We start from the raw sequence: 25,031 nt of genomic DNA, 5'->3' as shown, positions 1-25,031 counted from the left end.
GGCTGGGGCCGCCACCCACCAGACAACAAACCAGAGGTAGTACGCAAAATGACCGTAGAACAAGAACAATATGCACTGAACGAACTGACCCGCGGCCTGTACTTCGGTGAAAGCCCGCGCTGGCGTGACGGCACCCTGTATGTCTCGGACATGCTGGGCAAGAAGGTCTATGCCATCGATGCCGCCGGCAATCGCCGGGTCATCGCCGAAATGCCCCACAAACCCAACGGCATGGGGTTCTTGCCCAATGGCGAGCTGATCCTCAGCTCCATGCACGAAGCCCGGCTGTACCGCTACACCCCCCAGGGCCCGGAACTCTATGCCGACCTGTCCGCTGTGTTCACCGGTTATGTCGGCGACATGGTGATCGACCCGCAGGGTCGGATCTATGTCGACGATGTCGGGGCCCGGGTCTTCGAGGGTGAACCGCTCAAGCCGGGGCGCATCGTGATCGTCGAGCCCAACGGCGAGATCTCGGTGGGGGTGGAGGACTGCAACTTCCCCAATGGCATCGTCATCACCCCGGACCAGAAGACCCTGGTATTCGTCGAGACCTTCGCCGAGCGCCTCAGCGCGGTGGACATCGTCGACGGCCAGCTGGTCAACCGCCGCGTGCTGCTGGACCTGACGCTGCTGTTCCCTTCGCCAGAAGACCGTGCCCGCAAGCGTGGTTGCGTCGATGGGATCTCCATCGATGCCGAAGGCGGCATCTGGCTGAGCATGCTGCGCGCCGAGCAGTTCATGCGCATCAGCCCCCAGGGCGAAGTCACCCACCGCATCCCGATGCCGGGCTACGAATGCGTGGCCAGCACCTTTGGCGGCGAAGACGGCAAGACCCTGTTCCTGGTGGCGACCAAGGTCGAGGGCGACAACATCTTCGAGGCCATGGTCAACCTGCGCACCGAAACCACGATCTTCACCACCCGCGTTGCCATCGGCAAAGGTGCGGGCCGCCCCTAGCCCCCGGGGCTGAGTGACAGCGGGCGCCTGGGCGCCCGCGCTTGCCTTGCCTGCCTATCGACGGTGCCTGCCCGCCAGCAAGCGCCCCGGGCGACGCTGTGCCCGGCGCAGGACCGCCAACCATTGACCTGATCACAACAACTACAAGGAACCAGGGTCATGAACAGATTTTTCCGATTGCTGTTCGCCAGTCCGCTGCTGGTCGCGACCACCGCGGGCGCTTCCAACGGACCGCAGTACGCCGGCTACGGCGCCCAGGCCATGGGCATGGGCGGCGCCGCCATCGCCAACCCCACCGACGCGGTAGCGGCGGTCAACAATCCTGCCGGCATGGGCCGGGTCGGCACTCGGATCGATGGCAGCCTGACCGCCACCACCGGGCAGTTGCGCTCGAACGTGCAGGGCGCGAAGAACAGCGATGACGTGCTGGTGTTCGTGCCGGGGTTCGGCGCCAACTACCAGTACCGTCCGGACATCACCGTCGGCGTCGCGGTATCCGGCTATGGTGCCGGTATCGACTACGGCAAGTCGGTGCCGGCCTTCGGCACCTCGAAGGTCAAGTCCGAGCTGGTGCAGATGCTGGTGGCGCCCACGGCCACCTACGAGTTCCAGCCGGGGCACTACCTCGGCCTGTCGCTCAAGCTGGGGTATGAAACCCTGATGCTCCACGGACTGGAGAACTTCGGCGCAAGCAACGACCGTGACTATGCCCTGGGTGCTGGCCTGGGCATCGGCTACCTGGGGACCATCGCCCCCGGGCTGCGCCTGGGCCTGACCTACTCGAGCCCGGTGTGGTTCCAGAAGCTCGAGGCCCATGAGGAGATCATCCCCAATGGCCGCCTGAACATGCCGCAGCAGGCGGGCCTGGGCCTGGCCTATGACTCGGGACCCTGGACCTTCGCCTTCGACTACCTGTGGATCGACTGGAGCAGCGAGAAGGCCCTGGCCAATTCACTGACCCAGGGCGGGCCACCGGGAGCCGGCAACGGGCCGGGGTTCGGCTGGCGCGACCAGCAGGTCTTTCGCTTTGGGGTCAACTACCACTACAGCGAACGCCTGCAGTTGCGTACCGGTGTGTCCCTGGCCAATCACCAGGTGCCGGATCGCGAGGCCACGCTGGTCTCCATCGCCCCCTGCAACCAGCCCAAGAGCCTGCACCTGGGGCTGACCTACCAGGTCTCGGACCAGTTGGAGGTGACGGGCGCCTACATGTACGACTTACGGCACATCACCAAGGGCGAGGGCGCCAGCGAAGGTGTCGAGGCCGGTGGCGAGCTGCACATGCTGACGGTGGGCCTGGGCTACCGCTTCTAGTCCTCAAGGGTTCCAGGCACGGAAGCCTGGGCAGGGCCGGCGCTCACCAGGCCGGCCGCTGTCCGTCCGCCAGGAGGGCATGGTGCGGCCCGGTGCCCACGATCACCGGGCCGTGCCACTTTTAAATCACGTTCCTCGCACCCTGAACTGCGCACCCGGTCTTCAAAGGCCAGGGTGATGGGTTTGTGGTGAGTGACGCCGCAGGCCTCAGGCGGGCCAGGCGCGGGGCAGGGCATTGCCCTGGTTGATCGGTATGTGTTCGGCCGGTGCGAGCCGGGATGGGACGGGCAATAAAAAAGACCAGCCATGCAGTGGGGAACTGCATGAACTGGCCAAGCGGGAAGAAACCCGTGGTGTCACCTGGTCCTGGGCGTTCAGGCGAGCGGGGCGTGGCCGCTCGCCTGGACGCCCGCTCAACTACTGCTTGCCGCCTTGGCCTTGGGTGGCCAGGGCCAGGGGCTCGTGGCTGTCCCAGCCACCGCCCAGGGCCTTGAACAGCTTCACTTCGCTGCTGAGCTGGTTCAGCCGATCGCGGATCAGCTGTTGTTGCGCGCCGAACAGCTCACGCTGGGCGTCGAGTACCGCCAGGTAGCTGTCGACGCCTTCGTCGTAACGCTGGTTGGCCAGTGCGTAGTACGCCTGGTCGTTGTTCACCAGGTCGCGCTGGGCCTGCAACTGCTCGCCGAAGGTGCCCCGGGCCGCGAGGCCGTCGGCCACTTCGCGAAAGGCGGTCTGGATGCTTTGCTCGTAGGCCGCGACGTTGACGTCCTTGAGCACCTTGCGGTAGTCGAGGTTGCCGCGCAGGCGCCCGGCCGTGAAGATCGGCAGGTTGATCTGCGGTGCGAAGCTCCACAGCCCCGAACCACCCTCGAACAGGCCATCCAGCTCGCGGCTGGTGGTGCCGGCCGCGGCGGTCAGGCTGATGCTCGGGAAGAACGCCGCGCGCGCCGCGCCGATGTCGGCATTGGCGGCCAGCAGGCGATGCTCGGCGGCGCGGATATCCGGGCGCCGTAGCAGCAGGTCGGCCGGCAGGCCCGGGGTTGGCGCGGCCAGCGGTTGCTCGAAGGCCGTGGTCCGCGACAAGCCGGCGGGCAACGCGGTGCCGAGCAGCAACTGCAAGGCATTGACGTCCTGGGCGACCTGGCGGGTGTACAGCGCTTGTTGCACTCGCGCGGTTTCCACCAGGCTGCGGGCCTGGCGCACATCGAGCGCCGACGCGGTGCCGACTTCGCGACTCGACTGGATCAGCTCCAGGCTCTGCCGGTAGCTGGCCAGGGTCGAGCGTGCCAGTTCCAGTTGTTCCTGGTCGCTGCGCCAGGTCAGGTAGGCGATGGCCACATCGCCCACCAGGGCGATCTGTACGCCACGCTGGGCTTCGGCACTGGCCAGGTATTGCTCCAGCGCCGCCCGTTCCAGGCTGCGCAAGCGACCGAACAGGTCGACTTCATAGGACAAGCCCAGGGCCACGCTGTACTGGCTCTGGATTCCGGCTTTGCCGCTGGGCGACAGCTCGGCGGGCTGGCGTTGGCGGCTGCCGCCGGCGCTGGCATCGACGCTGGGGAACAGCGCCGAACGCTCGATCCGGTGCAGGGCACGGTAGGCCTCGACATTCAAGGCGGCCTGGCGCAGGTCGCGGTTGTTGTCCAGGGCCGTGGCCACCAGCGTGCGCAGCGATGGGTCGCGCAAGAACAGCCGCCAGTCCAGGGCCGTATCGCCAGTCTCGGGCTGGGCCTGCTTGGCGGTGGTCGCCTGGTCATAGGCCACGCCCTGGGGCCAGGCCGCTTGCACGGGGGCAGTAGGGCGCTGGTACTCGGGGATCAGGCTGCAACCGCCCAGGGCTAGGGCCAGGGCGATCGAGAGGCCGGTGCGCTTCATGCCGTTTCTCCTTCAGCGGCTATCGCTGGCTTGTTGCGTTCGAACACTTTCACCACCACTACGTAGAACAGGGGCACGAAGAACACCGCGAGCACCGTGGCGGTGATCATCCCGCCGACCACGCCGGTGGCGATGGAGTGCTGGCTGCCGGCGCCGGCACCCGAGGCGATGGCCATGGGCAGTACGCCGAAGGTGAAGGCCAGGGAGGTCATGATGATCGGGCGCAGGCGCAGCTTGGCGGCCTCGATGGCAGCCTTGGCCAGGGGCAGGCCTTCCTTCTCGTAGAGTTCCTTGGCGAACTCGATGATCAGGATCGCGTTCTTCGCCGACAGGCCGACCGTGGTCATCAGGCCGATCTGGAAGTACACATCGGCCTCCAGCCCGCGCCACAGGGTGGCCAGCACCGCACCGAGAATACCCAGCGGCACCACCAGCATCACCGACACCGGCACCGACCAGCTCTCGTACAGCGCCGCCAGGCACAGGAACACGATCAGCACGGTCAGGGCGTAGAGCATGGGCGCCTGGTCGCCGGTCTGGATCTCCTCGTAGGACAGGCCGTTGTAGCTCAGGCCGATACCCGCCGGCAGTTGCTGCATGATCTGGGCGATGGCCAGCATCGCATCGCCGGTGCTGTAGCCGGGCGCCGGTTCACCGAGGATCTGCACCGCGGGAATGCCACCGTAGCGTTCCAGCTTGGGCGAGCCGTAGATCCACTCGCCGGTGGCGAACGCGGAGAACGGCACCATCTGCCCCAGGCTGTTGCGCACGTACCATTTGTCGAAGTCTTCCGGGGATATCCGCGAGCTGTCCACGCCTTGCAGGTAGACCCGCTTGACCCGGCCCAGGTCGATGAAGTCGTTGACGTACATCGAGCCCCAGGCCGCGCTCATGGTTTCGTTGATCGCCGCGATGCTGACCTGCAGGGCACGGGCCTTCTCGTCGTCGATGCGCACCTGGAACTGCGGTTCGTCGTCCTTGCCGTTGGGGCGTACCGAGCGCAGCTTGGGGTTCTGCGCCGCCAGGGCGAGGAACTGGTTGCGCGCGGCCATCAGCGCCTCGTGCCCGAGGCCGGAGTTGTCCTGCAGGAAGAGGTCGAAGCCCATGGCGTTGCCCATCTCCAGGATCGCCGGCGGCACGAAGGCCATCACCGTGGCGTCCTTGATCTTGGCGAAGCGCTGGTTGGCGCGGCGGGCGACGCTGAACACGTCCTCACCTGCGGCCTTGCGCACGGCCCAGTCCTTGAGCACCACCAGCACCAGGCCGGAGTTCTGCCCGCGGCCGGCGAAGTTGAAGCCGTTGACGGTCATGACGTGCTCGACGCGCTCGCCTTCCTCGTTGACCAGGTAGTCCTTGACCTCCTGGAGTACCGCTTCGGTGCGTTCGGCCGTGGCGTTGAGCGGCATGCGCACCTCGGCCATCATCAGGCCCTGGTCTTCGTTGGGCAGAAACGCCTTGGGTATCTGGGTGAACAGAAAGCCCGTGCCACCGGTGATCAGCACGAAGGCCAGCAGGTAGCGCCCACGATGTTTGAGCATGCCGCCCACGCCCCGCTCGAAGCGCTGGGTGCTGCGCTCGAAGGTGCGGTTGAACCAGCCGAAGAAGCCTTTCTTCTCGTGGTGCGCATCGCCCTTGGGGGCCTTGAGGATGGTGGCGCACAGGGCCGGGGTGAAGATCAGTGCCACCAGCACCGACAGGCCCATGCAGACCACGATGGTCACCGCGAACTGCTTGTAGATGATGCCGGCCGAGCCGCCGAAGAAGGCCATGGGCACGAATACCGCCGAGAGCACCATGCCGATGCCCATCAGCGCACCGGAGATCTGCTGCATCGACTTGCGTGTCGCCTCCAGCGGCGACAGGCCTTCCTCATGCATCAGGCGTTCGACGTTCTCCACCACCACGATGGCATCGTCCACCAGCAGGCCGATCGCCAGGACCATGGCGTACATGGTCAGCACGTTGATGCTCAGGCCGAACAGGGGCAGCAGGGCGAAGGCCGCCAGCAGCACCACCGGCACCGCCAGGGTCGGGATCAGGGTGGCGCGGATGCTCTGCAAGAACAGCAGCATCACCAGGAACACCAGGGCCACGGCCTCGAAGATGGTGTGGATCACCGAATGGATCGACGCTTGCACCACTGGGGTGGTGTCGTAGGGGTAGATGACCTCCACGCCCTCGGGCAGGTAGGCCTTCTGCTTCTCCAGCACCGCCTTGACCGCCTTGACCGTCTCCAGCAGGTTGCCGCCGCTGGCCAGGCGCAGGGCCAGGCCGGCCGATTCCTTGCCCTTGTACTTGGAGGAGATCGCGAAGTTGTCCGAGGACAGGCTGACGTTGCCCAGGTCCTTGACCCGCACTTGCGAGCCGTCGGCCTTGACCTTGACCAGGATCTCCTCGAAATCGGCGACGCTGGTCATGCGCGTCTTGCCCAGCACCGTGGCGTTGAGCTGCACGCCGGAACGGGTCGGCAGGCCGCCGAGCTGGCCGGCGGAGACCTGCACGTTCTGCTCGCGAATGGCCTGGGCCACGTCGCCGGGGGTCAGCTGGTAGCTGTTGAGCTTGCCGGGGTCGAGCCAGATGCGCATGGCATAGGGCGAGCCGAACAGCTGGAAGTCGCCAACGCCGTTGATCCGCGAGATCGGGTCTTGCAACTGCGAGGCGATCAGGTTGCCGAGGTCGAAGTTGTCCAGCTTGCCGGTGTTGTCCACCAGGCCGACGATGAGGAAGAAGTTCATCTGGTACTTCACCACGCGCAGGCCCTGGCGCTGGACCTCCTCGGGCAGGCGCGGGGTGGCCAGTTGCAGCTTGTTCTGCACCTGGACCTGGGCGATGTCGGGGTTGGTGCCCTGCTCGAAGGTGACGATGATGTTCATGCTGCCATCGGCGTTGCTTTCGGCGGACATGTAGCGAAAGCCGTCAAGCCCGGCCAGCTGCTGTTCGATGACCTGGACCACGGTGTCTTGCACGGTCTTGGCCGAGGCGCCGGGGTAGCTGACCTGGATCGAGACCGCGGGTGCAGCGATGTTGGGGTACTGGCTGACGGGCATCTTCAGCAGCGACAGGGCGCCGGCGAGCATCGCGACGATGGCCAGCACCCAGGCGAAGATCGGCCGGTCGATGAAAAAACGAGACATGGATCAGTGACTCCTCAATGGGCCTGGGGGCCAGCGGCGGCACCGAACTCGGCCACCAGCTTGACGTTGCCGGCCGCCACCGGCTTGACGGCCAGGCCACTGCGCACGCGCTGTACGCCTTCGGTGATCACCCGCTCGCCATCGGCGATGCCGGCGCCAATCAGCCAGGCGTTGCCCACGGTGCGCAGGGTCTGCAGTTCGCGTTGTTCGACGGTGTCGTCGGCCTTGACCACCCAGGCAGTGGGTACGCCGCGGGCATCCCGGCCGACCGCTTGTTGCGGGATCAGGATGGCGGCCTGTTGCTCGCCTTCCTTGAGCTGGGCATGGACGAACATGCCCGGCAGCAGCTTGCGGTCGGGGTTGGGGAACTCGGCGCGCAGGGTCACCGAACCGGTGGTGGGATCGACGCTGACCTCGGAGAACTTCAAGGTGCCCTTGAGCGGGTAGGGGGTGCCGTCGTCCAGGGTCAGGCTGACTTGCGCCTGGTCCGGGCCGCTGGCCTGCAAACGCCCGGACTCCAGGGCCTGCTTGAGGCCCAGCAGCTTGGTGATGGGCTGGTTGACGTCGACATAGATCGGATCGAGCTGGGTCACCGTGGCCAGGGCCTGTTCCTGGCCGTTGGTCACCAGCGCGCCCTCGGTGACGGCCGAACGCCCGATACGTCCGGAGATCGGCGCCAGGACCTTGGTGTATTGCACGTCGATACGGGCCATCTGTGCGTCCGCCTGGGCTTGTTTCCAGGTGGCCAGGGCATCGTCGTACTGCTGCTGGCTGACAGCATTGGTCTTGAGCAGGCGCTCGTAGCGCTGGGCCAGGTTCTGCGCGGTGAGCAGGCTGGCCTCGGCCCGGGCCAGGCGGGCCTGGTAGGTGCGCGGATCGATCTGGTACAGCTGCTGGCCGTCCTTGACCTCGGCGCCTTCGGCGAACAGCCGGCGCTGGAGGATCCCGGACACCTGGGGCCGGACTTCCGAGACGCGATAGGCCGAGGTCCGGCCCGGCAGGTCGGTGGTCAGGGTCAGTGCCTGGGCCTTGGCGGTATAGACGCCGACCTCCGGCGCGGGGGCGGCAGCCATTTCCGTCTCCTTGGCGCCGCAACCGGCCAGTAGGCACAAGGCCGCCAGGGGAATGAATGGCCGCGCACACAAAGCTTGCTTGAGTCTCACGCTCGTCTCCTGTTGTGGGACTGAATAGTCAAAAATTACGACTTGTTGTCCGTATTGCGATACAGTGTACCACCATGAGATTCAGCGAATGCAAGCTCGGATTTGCTCGGCTGGCCTGATCGGCCGCTTGCCACTAGAGTGGCGGCCAATTCACAGAACCCGGCACGACGGCCTCGCGGCCAGCCCCAAGGAGTCGTATGAATGATTCGGAAGAAAGCAGCGCCAAGCACGGCGGGATACAGGTCATCGCGCGGGCCGCGTCGGTCATGCGGGCCTTGGGCAGCAACCCCCAGGGCTTGAGCCTGGGAGCCATCGCCCAGGTGGTGGAACTGCCGCGCTCGACGGTGCAGCGCATCATCAATGCCCTGTGCGTGGAGCATCTGGTCGAGACCCTGGGCCCGGCCGGCGGCTTTCGCCTGGGCCCGGCCTTCGGCCAACTGGTGACCCAGGCCCAGGTCGATATCATTTCCCTGGTCAGGCCATACCTGAGCGCCCTGTCCGAGGAAGTGCAGGAGTCGACCTGCCTGGCGTCGCTGTCTGGCGACAAGGTCTATGTGCTGGATCGCATCGTCGCCGAGCGTGAGTTGCGCGTGGTGTTCCCCATCGGCATCCATGTGCCGGCCACGGCCACTTCCGGCGGCAAGGTGCTACTGGCGCAGTTGTCGAGCGAGGCCCAGCAGGCGCTGCTGCCCGATCCGTTGCCCGTGTGCACCCCCAAGAGCCTGGGGCGTGCGGCGTTGCTGGAACAGTTGCGGGCCATCAAGGGTCGTGGCGCAGCCAATGACCAGGACGAGTACATCGAGGGCCTGTGTTCCTACGCGGTGCTGCTGGACACCTACCTTGGCCATTACTCGATCTCCATCGTTGCCCCCAATTCACGGGCGGCGGCCAGGGGCGAGGCGTTCCAGCAGGCCTTGCAAGCGTGCAAGCAGAAGATCGAGGAGATGATCGGCCGAACTCCTCGCGTGGCCCAGGACTAGCCCGGGCCATGGCCAGGAAGACCGCAGCCGAGGCCGCGCGCACCCGTCGCCGGATCCTGGAGGCCGCCAGCGAATTGTTCTCCCGGGAAGGGGTGTCCAGCACCACCCTGGATCAGATCGCCCGGCAGGCCGGGGTCACGCGGGGGGCGATCTACTGGCATTTCAAGGGCAAGCAGGACCTGCTCGATGCGCTGTTCAGCGAACAGACCCTGCCCCTGGAGAACGACCGGCCGCAAGCCGTGGATTTCCACCGCGGCTGGCAACGGCTGCACGACGACCTGGTGGCCACCGTCAGTGGCGAGGGGCCGCGCCGTCTTTCGGAAATCATGCTGTACCAGGGCGCCTGCGGCAGCGACCCCAGCACCCATCAGCGGCGGCTGGACTGGGTCAGGGGGCTGCTCCAGCTGCATCTGCGGCGGCTGCTGGAAACCGCCGTGTCGCGCCAGGAACTGCCGCCCAGCCTCGATGTGCCGGGGGTGCTGGAGTTCTGTTGCATCGCCATTACCGGCCTGTTGTATGAATGCCTGCATGACAACCCGCACCCGCAGGAGGCGATCTCCGCGACCCTGGCGGTGCTGCAGCATGTGGCCAAGGCCCCGCCCCGGCACCTGTTGCTGGAGGGTTAGGGGGCGTGCCAGGAGGCGGGAAACCCAAGCGCTGCTGGGCGATCGGCTCAAAGCGTCCGCTGCTGGAGGTTCGCCGCCTCTCGTTCCTCGCCCATGACCGTGGCTTCCTTGAGCGGCACCTCGCCCACCCCCAAGGCGCGTTCGATCAGCAGTTCGCCGCCGTTGTCCTTGAGCAGCGCTTGCAGGCGCTGGAATTCGTTGCACCAGATCGTCTCGATATCCCGATCGCGCCCCTTGTCCCGCTGTGGGTCGAGGGCCACTGCGCGCACCTGCAGGCGGCCGTTGTCGGCCTTGCCACCGACTTCGACGCCGTAACCTGGGGTGGCGCTCTTGCGCAGCACCACCTTGCCGGACTCGGCCCAGGCGGTGGCCATGCCTTCGCGAACCTCGTAGCCGAGCCGGGCCAGCCCCTCGAGCATGGCCTGGCGCTGGGCCAGTGCAGCCTGGGCCTGTAGCACAGCGGTGAGCGCAGCCTCGCATTCGGACTTCAGCGCTTGCAGCAGCGCCAGGTCGCTGTGCTCGTGGCACTCGGCGACCTGGCGTAGCAGGGTTGCGTGATCGGCCGCGGCGTGGGGATGGAGTTCGCTGGCCAGGTCCTGCACCTGGCCAAGCAGTTCGCGGCGCTGCTGGAAGTCGCGCGTGGCCTCGGCCAGTTCGATCACCAGGCTGTCGAGCAACAGGTTGCGCTGTTGCGCCTGCTCCTGGGCTTCGGCCCGGGCCAGCCGTTGCAGGAACGGGGTCGCGGCTGGCGCGCCCTGGAGCAGTTGCAGTTCGGCGATATGCCGGTCGATGCGTTGCAGGCGCGGATCACGCTCGGCTGGCTGTTGCGCGGCGATCCACTGTTCGAGGCTGGCTTGGGGTGTCTCTTCGCGCAGTTGCCGGGCCAGTTCGCGTTGGCGCTCGCTCAAGCTGTCCGTCTCGTCGACCCTGGCCAGCTGGCTGAAGCCCTGGGCCAGGACCTGCTGCGCATGGTCGAGGTCGGCGCCTTCGGCCAGGCGCGCCACGTCTTGCAACAGCTCGGGCGCAACCGCTGCCTGTGCGGCGCGCAGGGCGCCGAGCAGGGTCGCGGCATTTTCTTGCTGGCGGCGCTGGCGCTGGCGTTGCTCGGTCGCACGCAGCACCGCGCGCTCCTCACGTTCTGTCTGGTCGCGGCGCAGGTACTCGATCTCGATCGGCACGGCTTTCTGCAATTGAGCGAACTGTTCCTGGCCGAGCAGGGCGCGCAGGCGCTCAGCGCGGGCGCGAGTGGCGTTGCGTTGTTCCTCGTTCAATTCGCCGAGCCTGGCGGCCTGGGCTTCCCAGCGGGCCACGGCCTGTTCCAGGCGCTGCAGGTGCCCCTCGCACAGGGCGATGATTTCTTCGCGGGTGACGATCCGCACTACCTTGGGACCACTCATGGGCAGATCTCCGTATCGCTGGAAGGGGCCGTGACCGGATCTGGCTGGGCGGCCGGCAGTGCCCGTTCGATGGCCTCGCGCAAGCGGGCGCGTTCGTTGTCGCCATCGTGGTACCAGGCCTGGGACGACACCCGGTGGATATGCGGGATCGCCCGGCGCAGGACCGAGGGGCGCCAGATCTCCCGGGCGCGGGCGCGTTCCAGCAAGGTGTGGCTGGGGGCGTCGCATTCGATGCCGATGGCGTAGGTGCCGGTACCGGGGTTTTCGATGGCAAAGTCCAGGCCGAAGGCGTCGCCCTCGCTGGTCGGCGCGGCCTGCCAGCCCTGGGCCTGGAGGTATTGGCCGACGATCCTGGCGAAGCCGTCGCTATCCTGGCCCTGGCCGCGTTGCAGGTCGCCGCGGTCGGTCTGCAGTCGGTCGAGCAGCTTGCCGGTGTAGTCGAACTCCCCGGCGCACAGCGCCCGGGCGTATTCCAGGTAGCCTTGCAGGTAGTCCCTGGGGCTGGCCGGCGCACGGTGGGTATTGAGCATGTCGGAGATGTCGCCGATGGGCATCGAGGTGATCATCACCACCTTGTGCCGTGCGCGGGTGACCGCCACGTTCAGGCGCCGTTCGCCGCCGGTCTGGCCAAGCACCCCGAAGCTGCGGCGGAAGGTGCCCTGGCTGTTGCGGCCGAAGGTCGAGGAGAAGACGATCACATCGCGCTCGTCACCCTGGACGTTCTCCACGTTCTTGACGAACACCGACATGTCCTCGCCGTCCTCGCTGCGTTCGCGCTCCTGGGCGTAGGCGCTGCGGAACAGCTCGTCCTGGGCGGCGTGGGCCTCCAGGTGTTCCTCGATCAGCTCGGCCTGCTTGCGGTTGAAGGTCACCACGCCGACCGAGGGGCGCTGCTCGTAGGGTTGGCGCCACAGCTCGGCCAGGTACTGCACGACACGCTCGGCTTCCTGGGCGTTGCTCTGGTTCTGGTACAGGCCTTCGACCTGGATCAGCTCCAGCGGCTTGACCCGCTCGATGCTGGCTTGTGGATGGCGCACGGGCACATTCAGGCGGTTGCCATAGAACGAGGCATTGGAGAAGCCGATCAGCTCGCGGTAGGCGGAGCGATAGTGGATCTGCAACGTGGTGCTGGGCAGGGCATTGCGTGCCAGTTGCAGCAGGTCGGGGCAGTCCTTGATCTCCCGGCGGTTCCAGGTGTCTTCGAAGGCCTCGCGTTGCTCCTGGTCGGCTTCTGCGTCGGGTTCGTCGCCGTCGAACAGTTCGGCTTCGTCGCTTTCCACCCGGCTGGAGAAGAACGCCGTCGGCGGCATCTGCTTCTCGTCGCCGCTGACCACCGTGACCTGCCCGCGAAACAGGGTCGGCAGGGCGAACTCCACCGGCATCTGCGAGGCTTCGTCGTAGATCACGGTATCGAACAGGCCGGCCTTGAGCGGCAGCACGCGACTGGCCACGTCCGGGTTCATCAGCCACACCGGGCGCAGGCTCATCAGCCCCAGCGGAGCACCCAGCTCGATGAATTCGCGCAGACGCCGCGAGCGCTTGCCGGTGAGCCGGGTCACGTCTTCCCATTGCTTGCGATTGCCCAGGTGCGAGGGGTCGATGCCCTTGGCCAGCAGCTCGCGGTTGAGCTCGCGCATGCGGGTATCGGCCTGGGCCAGGCTGGCGACCTTGGCCTGGGTTTCGTCCTGGCCGTACAGCAACTCGGGATGGGTTTGTTCGATGCGGTGCTTCCAGCCCAGCCGCGCCTCGCGGTTCAGCAGACGGCGCACGGCAGCTTCCAGTTGCTCGGGCGCCAAGGCGTCCAATTGCGCCTGGCGTTGGCGTAGCAGGGCCAGCAGCTCCAGCTCCTCCGCGCCCAGCAGGCTGGCTCGGCCACGGAACGCCTGGTAGGCGCCGAGGCAGGGCAGGGCTTGTTGCAGGCGGGCCAGGGGCAACTCGTTGCTCTGGTTGTGCTCGATAGCCTGTTGCAGTTGCCCAAGCAGTTCGGCGCCCAGCCAGTGGCCGAGCAGCTTGAGCTGGTCGAGGCTGGTCTGGCGTACGCCCTGGCGAATCAGCGAGGCGTCCAGGTCACCGAGCAACGCTTCGAACTCGCGCTTGTCGCCGCTGAGCACCGCAGCGTCGGCCTGGTGGGCGCGGGGCGATTGGGCCAGGGCCTGGGCCAGGACCTGGATCTCCAGCAGTTGGCGGATGTCGTGGGTGACCGTCGCGCTCAGCTCCAGGCCGGCTTCGGGGGCCGGGGCGTCCAGTCCCAGCTCCCGTTGCAGGGCCGTGAGTTCGGCGCGCAGCGGGCGCCATTGGCGCTCCAGGTCGATGGCTGCGTGCAGTGCGGGCAGGACTTCCTCGATCCGGTTTTCACCCTGTTCCTGCAGGAACTCGCGCAGCCGGCCACGGCGCAGCAGGTGCAAGGGGTTGATCCGCGACCACCAGGAACGGGCGGCCATGACCTTGGCGCAATCCTGGCCCAGGCTGCCGAGGCGCTTGTGGTCGATCAGCCCCAGGGCGGGCGACAGCGCCGCCTGGTAGCGATCTTCCGGCAACTGGCGCAGTTGCTGCTGCAATTGCCGCAGCTCGTCGAGGATGGCCTCGCCACGGGGCAGCGGCTCATGCTCGCGCAGGCGGAACAGCGGTAGCCAGCGGGCCAGGCGCAGCCGCTGCTGCGGCTCCAGGGCGAGCAAGGTGGCGACGTGCGCCGCCATCCATGCGCGGTAGGGCACGGGGTCGTCGATCTCGAAACTGGCCGGATGCGCTTGCAGCGTGGCCTGGCGATCGGCCTCGGCCAGGGCGAAGTCCCGCAGGTTGTCGTCGAAGGCTTGCAGGGTCGGGCGATCGGCGGCGAAGGCTTGCAGCTGCGCCAAGGGGCTGCCTTCGTAGCGTGCCGGCAACCACAGGCGAACCAGCGGCGCGCAGCGCTCCTCCAGGTGGGTCAGGCTGGCGGGGTCCAGGGGCGCCAGGTGCTGGCGCAGGGCCGGGAACTCCAGGGGCGCGGGGCCATCTTCCAGTTCGATCAGCTCGCCCAACAGGCGGCGATAGCTCAGGCCGCTGGCCGGGTCCGGGTGATGCAGGCTCTGATGGTAGCGATCGAGCTCGCCCTCGAGGGCCTCGATCCGCTCCGCCGTCTGTTCACGCTGGCGCAACCAGCCCTGGCTGTCGCCGCCAGCGACGAACAGGGCCTCCAGCTGCTCGCGGATACTGCGGATGATCGGCTCGCGGTCGCGGTTGACGTCGTTGAGCATGATGATGCGCTGGCCAAGCCCTTCGGCCACCAGGCGTTTGTGCACCACCTCCAGCGCCGCATGTTTCTGGCAGACGATGAGCAGGCTGCGCTGGCGGCCGATGGCGTCGGCCACCATGTTGACGATGGTCTGGCTCTTGCCCGTGCCGGGTGGCCCCTCCACCAGCAGGCCGGGGCCTTGCCGGGCCTGGAGCACTGCCGCTTCCTGGGACGGGTCGCTGGCCACGGTGAAATAGCGCTGCAACTCCCCGGGATCGGCCGGTGGCTGTTCGTCCTCGCCATTCCTGAGGCGCAAGGCGGTCTCGAGGCCCGTGCCGTTGGGTGACAGCGACTTGAGCTGGCGCAGGTCTTCGCCAATGGCCTGGCCCATGAAGGTGACGTGGAACAGCACCGCCGCGCAGGCCAGTTCGTCCTGGTAGGGCGCGACCTCCACGGTGCTGGCCGGCAGGCTGGCGAAGGTGCGCGAGCGTACGCCGGCCAGCATGCCGAAGGCATCCATCACGTCGCTGGTGCGGATGGACGAGCGGCCGAGTAATTCATCGGCGGTCTTGCGCCAGAGTTTGCAGGTCTCGGCGCCGAGCACGCTGTCCAGCGCGGGGTTCAGGCGCACCTCTTCGCGTTCGCCGTCGAAGGCCAGCCGCGCGTTGCCGCGCTGGCCCAGCTCCAGCAGCAGTTTCACCGGCCACAGCAGCAACGGGATGATCCGCGGGCGGGCGTTGCCGCGCGGATCGCGGCTGAGCAAGAAGGGGAAGCCCAGGTAGAGCCCGTCGATGCCGGTATCGCGCTTGTACAACGCGCTCTGGCGGTACAGCGCATGCAGTCGGGCCTCGATCCGCGGATCGGCCTGGAAGCATTCCGGGTCGAGGTTCACCGCGCGCTCGTTGCGTTGCAGCAGGTGGTCGAGCAGGGCGGCGGCGGGGCGGCGTTCGCTGTGCAATTCGGCCAGGTCGACGCGGGCGGTGGTCTTGCCGATGTTCATGCGCACCAGCGGGCCGCGCATCACCGCGGTGACCACCTTCTTTTCGAAGAAGTCGAGGATCTGCGATACGTAGTGCTGCTTTTGCGGCTCCAGCCACTGGCTCTCGGGAATGGCCAGCAGCACCAGTACCTTGGCCAGGGGCATGCGCCGTTCCAGGCGAAACTGCTCGGCCCACTCATCCACCGCCGGCACGCCACTGCGGGCAAAACCACGGATGCGTTCGTCGACGCTGCGGTACAGGTCCTGGCGCGGGTGCTCAAGCAGTGCGCTTGCTTGCTCGCTGTCGAACCAGCCGACCTCGGTGCGCTGGGCCAGCTCGGTGGCTTCCTGGATGATCGAGTCGGCCGAGCGGAATTGCTCGATGGCGGCGCTGAGCAGCACGATCAGGTCTTCTTCGGCGATCACTCGCCGTTCCGACAGGTAGGCCAGGCCAGGATGCTCGGTATCCGGCAGCAGGCGCTGGCGCTCCTGCCACTGGGTGGCGAGCCTGGCGCGAGAGGTCGACAGCAGGTAGATGCGCAGGGTCTCTTCCACCAGTTCGACCTGCTGGTGCAGGGCGCGCTGGCGCACCTGCTCGGCGCGCAGCTTGAGGCGCGACAGCCAGTTGTCGGTCTGCAGCTGCTCCAGCAGATCGGGAACCGAACCGCTGATCAGCCGGTAGCCTTCCAACGGGTGTTCGAGCAACCAGCCTGGGGTGACGATGTCGCCGCGATGGATCAGCGGCACTTGCGGATTGAGCAGCTTGAGCGCCAGCATCAGGCGCAAGTCGTCTTCCAGGCCGTCATGCTGGACCACCTGGCGCAGGCCGGCGAGCAGCGAGGAGGGCAGGCCGAGCTGTTCGGCCCAGGTCACGATCACCCCGCGCAGCAGGTGGTCCAGGGCCTGGGCCCAGTGTTCGGCCTGGGCCGCGGCCAGGGCGAACACCCGGGGTTTGTGGTAGTGGCGCTGGCCCAGCTGCAAGGTGGCGCCTTCGCCGTCGTCGCGCTCCTGGAACGACGAGGCCGGCGCCGCGACCGGATGGCCATCGAGCCAGGCCTCGACCTCGGGCCACTGCCAGCGCTGGTGCCGGTCCCGGGCCAGCAGCCCGCGCAGCAACAGGTTGAGCCCCGGGTCCAGGTCATCGGGGATCGGCACCCCGTTGGCCAGTACATGAATAAGGAAGGCATTGGCATGGATGCCTTCGAAACAGGCGCCCTGGGTCAACTGCTCGAGCAGGATCATCCCCAGGCTCCACCAGTCCGAGGCCGCGGCTACCCCACCGGCGATGGCCTCCGGGGCCATGTAGCGGCTGGTTTCCAGCGGCGACACGATATCCAGGTCGAACTCCGACAGGCGCGCCGAGCCGAAGCCGCTGATCACCAGGTCCAGCGGCTCGTGGGCGCGTACCAGCAGGCTGGCCGGGCGCAGGTCGCGATGGCGCAGCCCGGCTTCGTTGAAGGCATGCAGCGCCTGGCCCAGTTCCCGGACCACATGGCGCACGCTGTCGGTGTCGCGAATGATGCTGCCCAGGTCCGCCAGGGTGCCGCCGCTGAGCTCTTCGATGACCTCGTAGGCCCGGCCGTCCCAGCGTCCGGTGGCGATGATCTCGGGCACATGCGCACGGGGCAGGCGGCGGATCACGTCGTAGATCGCCGGGTCGGGTTCGGCGCCGGGACGGTAGAGCGTCAACACCGCCTGGAGTGGCGTTGCCTGGTGGCTGGCCAGGTAGCGTTCGCGCACGCCGTCGGTGCTGCTGATCTGGCGGATCAGCGCCCAGCCGTCGATCAGGGTCTGGCTGGCGCTGGCCGGGTCGACCTCGGCATCAGGAAGTGCTGGCCCAGGTGCCGTGTTGCCAGGGGGCTGGGCCGGGGGCGCGTCGCACTCCAGGCACATCAGGTCGCCTGGTTCCATGGCATGGCCGTTGCTGCAAACCAGGCCCGGCGCGGTGGTCTCGGGCTGGGCCGGGGCCTCTGGCGGCGGGCTGTCCTGGCCTGGGCCGTGCTGGGGCACGGGATCTTGGGGCATGGCGTCTTGGGTGACGATGACCTGGGGCCGCCAGCCGTCGGCGCGCAGCGGTTCGCCGGCCAGGTCCCAGTTACAAGGGTTCTGGTCGACGGTGCCTTCGCAGAACAGCTCCTGGAGTGGGCGTTCGGTCTGGCAATTGGGGCAGAAGCGAATCATCGGGAGAATTCCATTCAGTGGCGGTGCGCACTGGTCTGTATTTGGTGGCCTTGCTCCTGCAGCAGGTCGCGCAGGTGCAGCAGGTCGTCACGTCGGGGGATACCGGCCATCCAGACGCTGCCGTTGGCGTCGAACATCAGGTCCAGGGCCTTGTCGGCGGCTGCCAGGGGACGCTCATAGGACGCCAGGCGCGCATGGCCGAGGGGCGTGAGCAGGGTCAGGCGCTGGTTGTCGCTACCGCGCAGCGCCAGGGATTGTTCGAGGCGTTCCTCGTAGGGGTCGCTGATCAGCCCGTCGATCAGGCCCTGGGCCTTGCTTAGCTGGGGCTGCAGGTGCTCCAGCGGATAGCCGCTGTAGACCAGGATGTCCACCGGACTTTGGCGGCGCAGCCCTTGGAGTAAAAGCAGCAGGGCCTCGAACTGATCGAAGGGCTCGCCGCCGGACAAGGTGATGCCGTCGGCTTCGCGCAGCCAGGGCGCCAGTTGCGTGAGCAACTGGTCGATGTCCAGGCGCCGCTGGCCGGGCCCCCAGGTATCGGCGGAAATGCACCCGGGGCAGCGGATGCTGCAGCCCTGGAACCAGATGCCCAGGCGCCGCCCGGGGCCCAGGGTGGTGACCGGGAAATGCACCCGCGACAGGCTCAACTGCATTTTCAGCGGCGTTCCATGAGCAGGCCGCCGGCGTCCAGCGCGGTGATCGAGAAACGCTCGCCCGGCTGCGCATCCTGATCGAACAGGGCCCGGGACAATGGATTGAGCAGGCGCGCCTCGAGCTGGTTGCGAATGCCCCGGCCACCATTGGACAGGTCATGCAGGCACAGCGTGCGCAGGCCTTGGCGGGCCTGGGAGCTCAGTTCGACGAACAACGCCTGTTGCTGTTGCAGGTCCTTGAAGGTGGTGTCGACCATCTGCTCGAAGATCTGGATCGCCACATCCTCGCGGATGAAGTCGAAGACGATGATGTTCTCGCCGATGCGGTTGAGGATCTCCGGACGGTTCAGCACCAGCTTGAAGTAGCGGTCGATCTCGCTGTGGACCTTCTCCTGCATCTGTTCGAAGGGTTCGCCGGGTAGCACGTTGGCGACGCGCTCGCCATTATCGCCCTGGCGATAGATGCCCAGGTTGGAGGTGAACACGATCAGCGCCTCGGAAAAATACACCCGATCACCGCGCCCGGAGGTGAGCACGCCGTCGTCGAGGATCTGCAGGAATTTATCGAGGATGCGCGGGTGGGCCTTCTCGATTTCGTCGAACAGCACCACGCTGAAGGGTTTTTCGCGGATGGCGTTGGTCAGCTCGCCGCCCACGTCGTAGCCGACATAACCGGGCGGCGCGCCGATCAGGCGCTGGTCGGCGTGCTCGGCACTGAACTCCGACATGTCGAAGCGGATATAGGCGCTTTCATCGCCGAACAGCAAGCTGGTGATGGTCTTGGCCAGTTCGGTCTTGCCCACGCCCGTGGGACCTGCGAGGAAGGCCACGCCCCGGGGCCGGTTGCCCTTGCGGTTGGCGCCGACCCCGGTCATCGCCCGCTTGACGATGTCCAGCATGTGGGTCACCGCATGATCCTGGCCCTTGACCCGCTGGTGCACTCGTTCATCGGCCTGGCGGATCTGCTGGCGGTCGATGCGCAGCCAGGGATCTTCGGTGACCCCGATCTTGTAGCGGCGCACGGCATCGGCGATCTGCTCCATGGCCACGCCCTCGACCCGTGCCAGTTGGGCGATGGCGCTCAGATCGAGCAGCAGCAGGCCTTCGGTATTCTGCACGAAGGCATCCACCGCCTCGCGGGTGCTGTCCTCGCTGGCTTCCTGGCTGCCGGCCAGGCTCTTGAGCAGGGCCGGGGCCAGGGCGCGGCGGGTCAGCTGATCGGGCCGGGATACCGGAATGTGGCGTAGCCGCGGGTTGTCCACCAGCAGCCAGTCGGGCAGGTCGCCTTCCTTTTCCACCAGCCACAGCAAGGTATTGAAGAAGGGTTTGCGCAGCTCCGGCAGCGGCCGGCTGCGGGCCTGGTGGGAGTGCACCAGGGCCTGGGTGAACAGCTGGTGTTCGGCGGCGCTGAGAGAGTCATTGCGCACCACCAGGCGCGAAGCGAAGTCGATGACCAGGGCAGTCGGCGGGCCGGCGCGATTCACCAGGCGCTGCACGGTGGCGGCCAAGAGATCGGGGCCTGCCGGAGCGGCGCCATCCACCGGGGTCAGGCCCAGCTCCTTGAGCAGGGTCTGGCCCGCCGCGGGATCGCTGTCCGGCTTGCCGATGGCGCGCATGCCGGTTACCGGGTCCCACGTCAGCACATGGGCGTAGCCGGCCGCGAGCAGGGTGTCGCAGAGGGTCTGGTTGAAGCTCAGGGCCGTGACCGTGCCGGGGGCCACCTCGCTGGCCTGCAAGTCGCGGATATTGCCGGACAGGACAAACTGGCTCTTGAGTGGCAGGAAGCGGACCAGGTCACGCATCCAACGTGGGCTTTCAAACGGTGTATTCCCTGACATGTTTCAGCTCGTAACCTTGGGCGGTGGTGGCAGGGTATTGCCCCATGCTCAGGTTTTCCAGCTTCGGGTTAGGAAATTTCCTATTCCTTTTGGCACGCCGACCGGTGGTTGGTGGCTCCAGGTTGCCGACTTGGCCACAGGCAGGATGCAGCTCGACCACGAGCGCCAGGTCCTCGGCCCGAACCGGTAGCGGGAGCACCTGCACATGCGCCATGGCGCGCTCATGCGTCCGCTGGAACAATTGCTGGCGCTGGACGGAATTAACGTCTGCCAGCAGAACGAGCAGGTCGAAAGCTTGGTACTTGGCAATGGTCTCCAGGAGGCTGTCATCCCGGTCTAAGTCAAAGCCATCGAAAAAGAGTGCATTGAAGCGCTCGCCTGCCTCCAGCCGTTCGATGAGTGCTTGGGTGCTGCTTTGCACTGAAACGCTGAACACGCCCAGCCCGTTGAGCTTGCGCCAGAGCTCCAGCAGCCCGTTGAAACACCTGCCAAACACGGCGACTTTGCATTGACGATGCACAGCAAGATCCTCAAAACGTCCAAGCCTAAGCCCTTGCGCCATCGGCATGTGCAAGAAGCGCCTGGTTTCCAGTCGGGCGGATTCTCGAAGGCAAGCAAGAGTCATGGACCAAGAATATTCTTGTCGTATATCGAGAGGTGTCTTGAGGCTTTTTTCCCGGTTGCCGGACAGAATTATTCACACCGGCAGCAAGAAAAATCCGTCAGCTCAAGCCAATCGGCTACACCATATGGGTAAGCCTATTAGTGAGACGCTGCAGGATCGGCCTTGTCGCTCTCGGAACGTCTATGCCTGATGACTTTGGTGATTGCATGAGTAGGAAAGTCTTGATCGTTGATGATCATCCCCTGGTATGCCAGGCAATTCGCCAAGCACTAGTGACCATCGGCTTTGAGGCCGTAGGGGAGACCGCCGATGGCGTGGAGGCGTTGCGCATGATCGAGTCGCTGGCGCCTGATGTGGTCATCCTCGACATTGGCCTGGAGAAGCTTGACGGCCTGAGCGTGCTCAGGCGCATTACCCGCGAGAAGCTCGATACCCGTGTGTTGGTATTTACCGCGCAGGCCAAGGAGAACTACGCAACTCGTTGCCTGCAGGCCGGTGCGACTGGTTTCGTCGGCAAGAGCGAGCCCATAGGCAAGCTGATAAAGGCGGTCGAGACGGTCGCCGACGGCTATATCTTCTTTCCGAAAGACTTCATGCCGTTGCTCGGCAAGCACGAGTTGACCGGAGACCTGGAAGACCTCACTGATCGGGAGCTGCAAATCCTCAAGATGTTGGCGCAGGGGCTTTCCAACGGCGATATCGCCAAGCGCTTGAGCCTCAGCAACAAGACCATCAGCGGCCACAAGGTGAATATCCAGACCAAACTCGGCGTTGTCTCGGTCATCGAGCTGGCCGATATCGCTCGTCGGCACAATCTGATCTGAGCCTGCAGACGTGAAGTCCCGTTGGCCTCTGGTTCGCTGTGGGTGTTTTCTACTCCTGTTGATGTGCCATCGGATTGGGATGGCTGGAGGCGCGGACTTGCAGCCTGTCGCGCGGCAGCCGCTCGATGAGCTGAAAATCAGCCTGTCCGCGCCCGAGCGGCAGTGGCTAGGGCAAAGAAAGTCACTGACAGTTGGCATCTTGCATGATCCATTGCCGCCGCTTCGCATCTTTGTCGAAGGCCCGCGCCTGGAGGGATTGCTGGCCGATTACGTGGTGGCCTTGCAACGCGAGCTGGGGGTGCCGATCCGGCTGCGCAGCTTCCTGACCCGCGACGCCATGTATGCCGCCTTGCGTGGTGGCGACCTCGATATGGTCAGCAATATCAATCCGTTGATGGCCGCAAGTCATGGCCTGGTCCTGAGCCCACCTTATGTCCTGACCGAACTGGCCCTGTTCTCCGAAGGTGGGGACTTGCATGAATACAGCATTGATGATGGCCAGACACGCATTGCAGTCGCCAACGGCATGATGCTGGAGCTGTTTCGCAGCGCCGGTGGGCGTGGCAGGTTCCAGCACTACCCCTCGGCGCTGCTGGCCATGGCCTCGGTATTGACCGGCGAGAACGAGGTGTTCCTCGGTGATGCACTCTCGACCCGCTACCTGTCCAGCCAACTGTTCAGCAACCAGTTGGTGGTCAACCAGAGTGTGAAGCTGCCAGAAGTGAAGGTCGGTTTTGGCCTGAAACCGGGTAACGCGATACTCGAAGGTATTCTCAAGCGCGCGCTGGGGGGAATGACCCGCTGCCAGAAGATCCGCGCGCAGCACCTTTGGGGCGATAACGAAGTCTGCAGTACCAGCGACTTTCGCAGCCGCCTCGACGCACAAGAACTGGACTGGCTCGACAGGGCTGGGACGGTGCGCCTGGCGGTCAGCGAAGACCTGGCGCCCTATGCATTCTTCAACAACCGTGGGCGCTTCAACGGCATCGCGTCGGACGTGCTGGACATCATCCGACGCAAGACTGGCCTGCATTTCAAAATCGATCGTGTCAGCTCGCTCAGCCAGGCCAACGAATTGCTCGACCATGGAGCGGCGAGCCTGAGCATCCTTCCGGAAACCTCTCCGGTCGAGCTGCCCTATCCTCATTCCGATCCGCTCGCCACCGCGCCATATCTCTTCATACAGCGCCAGGAGGCTCAGGAAACGCTCGATGCACAGACCCGGGCCACGGTCATCATCGCCAAGGGGTATGTCGAGCCACAGCAGTTCCGTGCCCAGTATCCTTACCTGGTCTTCAAGGAGACGCAGACCATGGGCGAAGCCTTCAAGCAGCTACGAGACGGCGGCGCCGATCTTGTTCTCGCTCCTGCCAATGTGGCGCGCTACTACTTGTCGTACAAATACGAAAGCAGCTTGAAGGTCGGAGGCATCTTCGACGGGCCCGGCGTGCGGATAGTGTTCGCTGCGCCGCATGACCAGGCCCAGCTGATCAGCATTCTCGACAAGGCGATGCTGGAAATCACCCCCAGGGAGTCTCTGCTGATCGTCGGTCGCTGGCGTGCCAACTCGGCCACCGATGACAAGTACTGGGAAGGCGTCGCATCGTTCATCTGGCGCTCCTTCGGACTGCTGGGAGTGATGCTGCTGGTGGCAGGCATGTTGATTGTCGCTCAGCGCCGGCGTATTCGGCGCAAGCGCCAGGACTTGCAGCAGCGTCAATTGTTGATGGATGAGTTGCAAGTGGCCAAGGAGTCGGCGGACCACGCGAGTCGTGCCAAGACGGTATTCCTGGCAACCATGAGCCACGAGATCCGCACGCCGCTGAACGCGATCATCGGCATGCTGGAGCTGGTGCTGACACGTCGGGGCGAAACCGAGCTCGATCACCAGTCGATGCATATCGCCTACGAGTCGGCGGTCAGTCTCCTGGCCCTGATTGGCGACATCCTGGACATCTCACGCATCGAGTCGGGAAAGCTGGAGTTGGCGCCCGAACCGGCGAGGATGACGGTGTTGCTGGAGTCCGTGGGCAATGTATTTTCGGGGCTTGCCCGGCAGAAGCAGTTGCGTCTTACCCTGGACATCGATGCGCAGGCCTCGGCACAGGTCTGGGTGGACGCGGTGAAGGTCAAGCAGATCGTTTCCAACTTGCTCAGCAACGCGATCAAGTTCACCGAGCAGGGGGGCGTCGACCTGCGCTGCTCAGTAGAGGCGGCCGGCGACTCGGCGTTGAGTTTTCGAGTCAGCGTTACTGACACTGGGGCGGGTATTGCCGCTGCGCAGTTGGGGCAGGTGTTCCAACCGTTCTACGTCGTCGATGGGGCGGTTGGCGATCCTAATGCTGGCGCGGGCCTGGGCCTGGCGATCAGCCAGGCCCTTTGCCTGTTGATGGGTGGGACGCTGGAGGTAAAGAGCGAGGAGGGCACGGGCACTTGCATGAGCTTCGTCGTCGTGCTGGAACGGGTGATGGCCGATTGTGCAACGCTCCCCGAAGGGGAGGCGCCGAAAAGCCACATCAATGAGCCGCTGAGCGTGCTGGTCGTCGAGGACCATCTGCCCAGCCAGTACTTGCTGGTCCAGCAGGTCGGATACCTGGGGCATCGCGTGCTGGCTGCCAGCAATGGCCTGGAGGGGCTTGCAACGTGGAGCGAGCACGCCGTCGATATCGTCATCAGCGATTGCAACATGCCGCAAATGGGTGGCCTTGAGATGGCCCGGACCATTCGCCGCCTGGAGCAACAGCAGGGCGGCAAGCCTTGCCTGATTATCGGCCTCACCGCAGATGCCCAGCGCGAGGCGCTGCAGCTCTGCCGCGATGCCGGTATGGACCATGCCTTGGCCAAACCCACCAATCTGGCCACGCTCAATCGCTTCATTCCCAAGCTCGGCCCCGATCAATCGTGGGCAAGCCAAGGGCTGTCATGGACCAACGATATCCGCGCCTCAATGGCCCGGCAGGTGGTGGCCAGCAACCAGGAGGAAAGTGCCGCATTGCGCAGGGCGTTGGAGGAGGGTGACCTGCCTGGGGCCGGGCGTATTGCCCACAAGCTGAAGGGCACTGCCTACCTGCTCAATCATCAGGCCTTGCTGGAGCAGTGCGTGGAAGTCGAGGAGCTGTGCTCAGGTGAACTCACCGAGGAGTTCGGTGAAACGGTGCAGATTTTGCTCGACACCCTGGAAGTGATCACAGGATCCCTGCAGGCGGTATGAACCAAGAAGCTTCCTGGTTTGCTTCAAGACTTTTCCTGGCTGTATCGCAGATGCATCTTTGAG

General features: G+C 65.7%; 13 protein-coding genes and 1 pseudogene. 7 read left to right on the top strand and 7 right to left on the bottom strand.

Translation table 11 applies throughout. From position 1 onward, the window contains the following. The first annotated feature begins 48 nt into the window (after positions 1-48). Together ATY02_RS17090 and ATY02_RS17085 are read left to right on the top strand one after the other, a co-directional pair. Complete coding sequence (locus ATY02_RS17090) at positions 49-960, top strand: SMP-30/gluconolactonase/LRE family protein (RefSeq protein ID WP_053129384.1); 912 nt, start codon at positions 49-51, stop codon at positions 958-960. 159 nt (positions 961-1,119) lie between these two features. After that, positions 1,120-2,274, top strand: a complete 1,155-nt coding sequence (locus tag ATY02_RS17085; protein WP_068583349.1) for an OmpP1/FadL family transporter — start codon at positions 1,120-1,122, stop codon at positions 2,272-2,274. 417 nt (positions 2,275-2,691) lie between these two features. Here the strand turns inward: ATY02_RS17085 and ATY02_RS17080 are convergent, their stop codons facing one another. The 3 genes from ATY02_RS17080 to ATY02_RS17070 are packed head-to-tail and all read right to left on the bottom strand — an operon-like array spanning position 2,692 to position 8,446. Beyond that, positions 2,692-4,149, bottom strand: coding sequence for an efflux transporter outer membrane subunit (locus ATY02_RS17080; RefSeq protein ID WP_068583352.1), 1,458 nt, complete (start codon positions 4,147-4,149; stop codon positions 2,692-2,694). Next, positions 4,146-7,283: an efflux RND transporter permease subunit gene (locus ATY02_RS17075; RefSeq protein ID WP_068583355.1), complete on the bottom strand. Its 3,138-nt coding sequence runs from the start codon at positions 7,281-7,283 to the stop codon at positions 4,146-4,148. Before ATY02_RS17075 ends, ATY02_RS17080 begins: the two co-directional genes overlap by 4 nt. A 14-nt stretch (positions 7,284-7,297) precedes the next feature. Further along, a complete protein-coding gene (locus tag ATY02_RS17070) occupies positions 7,298-8,446 on the bottom strand; it encodes an efflux RND transporter periplasmic adaptor subunit (RefSeq protein WP_068583358.1) in 1,149 nt (382 codons plus the stop codon). A 197-nt stretch (positions 8,447-8,643) separates the two neighbouring features. Here ATY02_RS17070 and ATY02_RS17065 point away from each other — a divergent pair, with 197 nt between their 5' ends. Then, the gene (locus tag ATY02_RS17065) at positions 8,644-9,426 is read left to right on the top strand and encodes an IclR family transcriptional regulator (protein WP_068583360.1); all 783 of its coding nucleotides are present in this window, start codon (positions 8,644-8,646) and stop codon (positions 9,424-9,426) included. Positions 9,427-9,434: 8 nt separating this feature from the next. Beyond that, a complete protein-coding gene (locus ATY02_RS36425; protein WP_068583362.1) occupies positions 9,435-10,052 on the top strand; it encodes a TetR family transcriptional regulator in 618 nt (205 codons plus the stop codon). A gap of 47 nt (positions 10,053-10,099) precedes the next feature. Here the strand turns inward: ATY02_RS36425 and ATY02_RS17055 are convergent, their stop codons facing one another. The 4 genes and pseudogenes from ATY02_RS17055 to ATY02_RS17040 form a co-directional block, all read right to left on the bottom strand. Next, positions 10,100-11,449 (bottom strand): hypothetical protein, encoded by a 1,350-nt coding sequence (locus tag ATY02_RS17055; RefSeq protein WP_068583364.1) that lies wholly within the window; start codon positions 11,447-11,449, stop codon positions 10,100-10,102. Continuing rightward, complete coding sequence (locus tag ATY02_RS17050) at positions 11,446-17,820, bottom strand: AAA domain-containing protein (protein WP_068583367.1); 6,375 nt, start codon at positions 17,818-17,820, stop codon at positions 11,446-11,448. The genes ATY02_RS17055 and ATY02_RS17050 overlap by 4 nt, the downstream gene beginning before the upstream one ends. A 14-nt stretch (positions 17,821-17,834) precedes the next feature. After that, positions 17,835-18,470, bottom strand: a complete 636-nt coding sequence (locus tag ATY02_RS17045; RefSeq protein ID WP_068583369.1) for a 4Fe-4S single cluster domain-containing protein — start codon at positions 18,468-18,470, stop codon at positions 17,835-17,837. A gap of 2 nt (positions 18,471-18,472) precedes the next feature. After that, positions 18,473-20,346: pseudogene (locus tag ATY02_RS17040) on the bottom strand (AAA family ATPase). 167 nt (positions 20,347-20,513) lie between these two features. Between ATY02_RS17040 and ATY02_RS36635 the strand changes: the two are divergent. The 3 genes from ATY02_RS36635 (at position 20,514) to ATY02_RS17025 (ending at position 24,968) form a co-directional block, all read left to right on the top strand. Continuing rightward, the gene (locus tag ATY02_RS36635; RefSeq protein ID WP_416220666.1) at positions 20,514-20,648 is read left to right on the top strand and encodes a hypothetical protein; all 135 of its coding nucleotides are present in this window, start codon (positions 20,514-20,516) and stop codon (positions 20,646-20,648) included. A gap of 491 nt (positions 20,649-21,139) precedes the next feature. Next, positions 21,140-21,757 carry a response regulator transcription factor gene (locus ATY02_RS17030; protein WP_068583463.1) on the top strand — a complete coding sequence of 206 codons (618 nt, stop codon included), beginning with the start codon at positions 21,140-21,142 and terminating at the stop codon, positions 21,755-21,757. A 199-nt stretch (positions 21,758-21,956) separates the two neighbouring features. Next, entirely contained in the window at positions 21,957-24,968 is a 3,012-nt protein-coding gene (locus ATY02_RS17025; protein WP_241526816.1) for an ATP-binding protein, read from the top strand. The last annotated feature ends 63 nt before the right edge of the window (positions 24,969-25,031 follow it).

Source organism: Pseudomonas sp. BIOMIG1BAC (assembly GCF_001705995.2).
Lineage (GTDB): Bacteria > Pseudomonadota > Gammaproteobacteria > Pseudomonadales > Pseudomonadaceae > Aquipseudomonas > Aquipseudomonas sessilinigenes.
The sequence above is the reverse complement of the archived record's forward strand: the minus strand, read 5'-3'. Positions and strand labels throughout refer to the sequence as shown.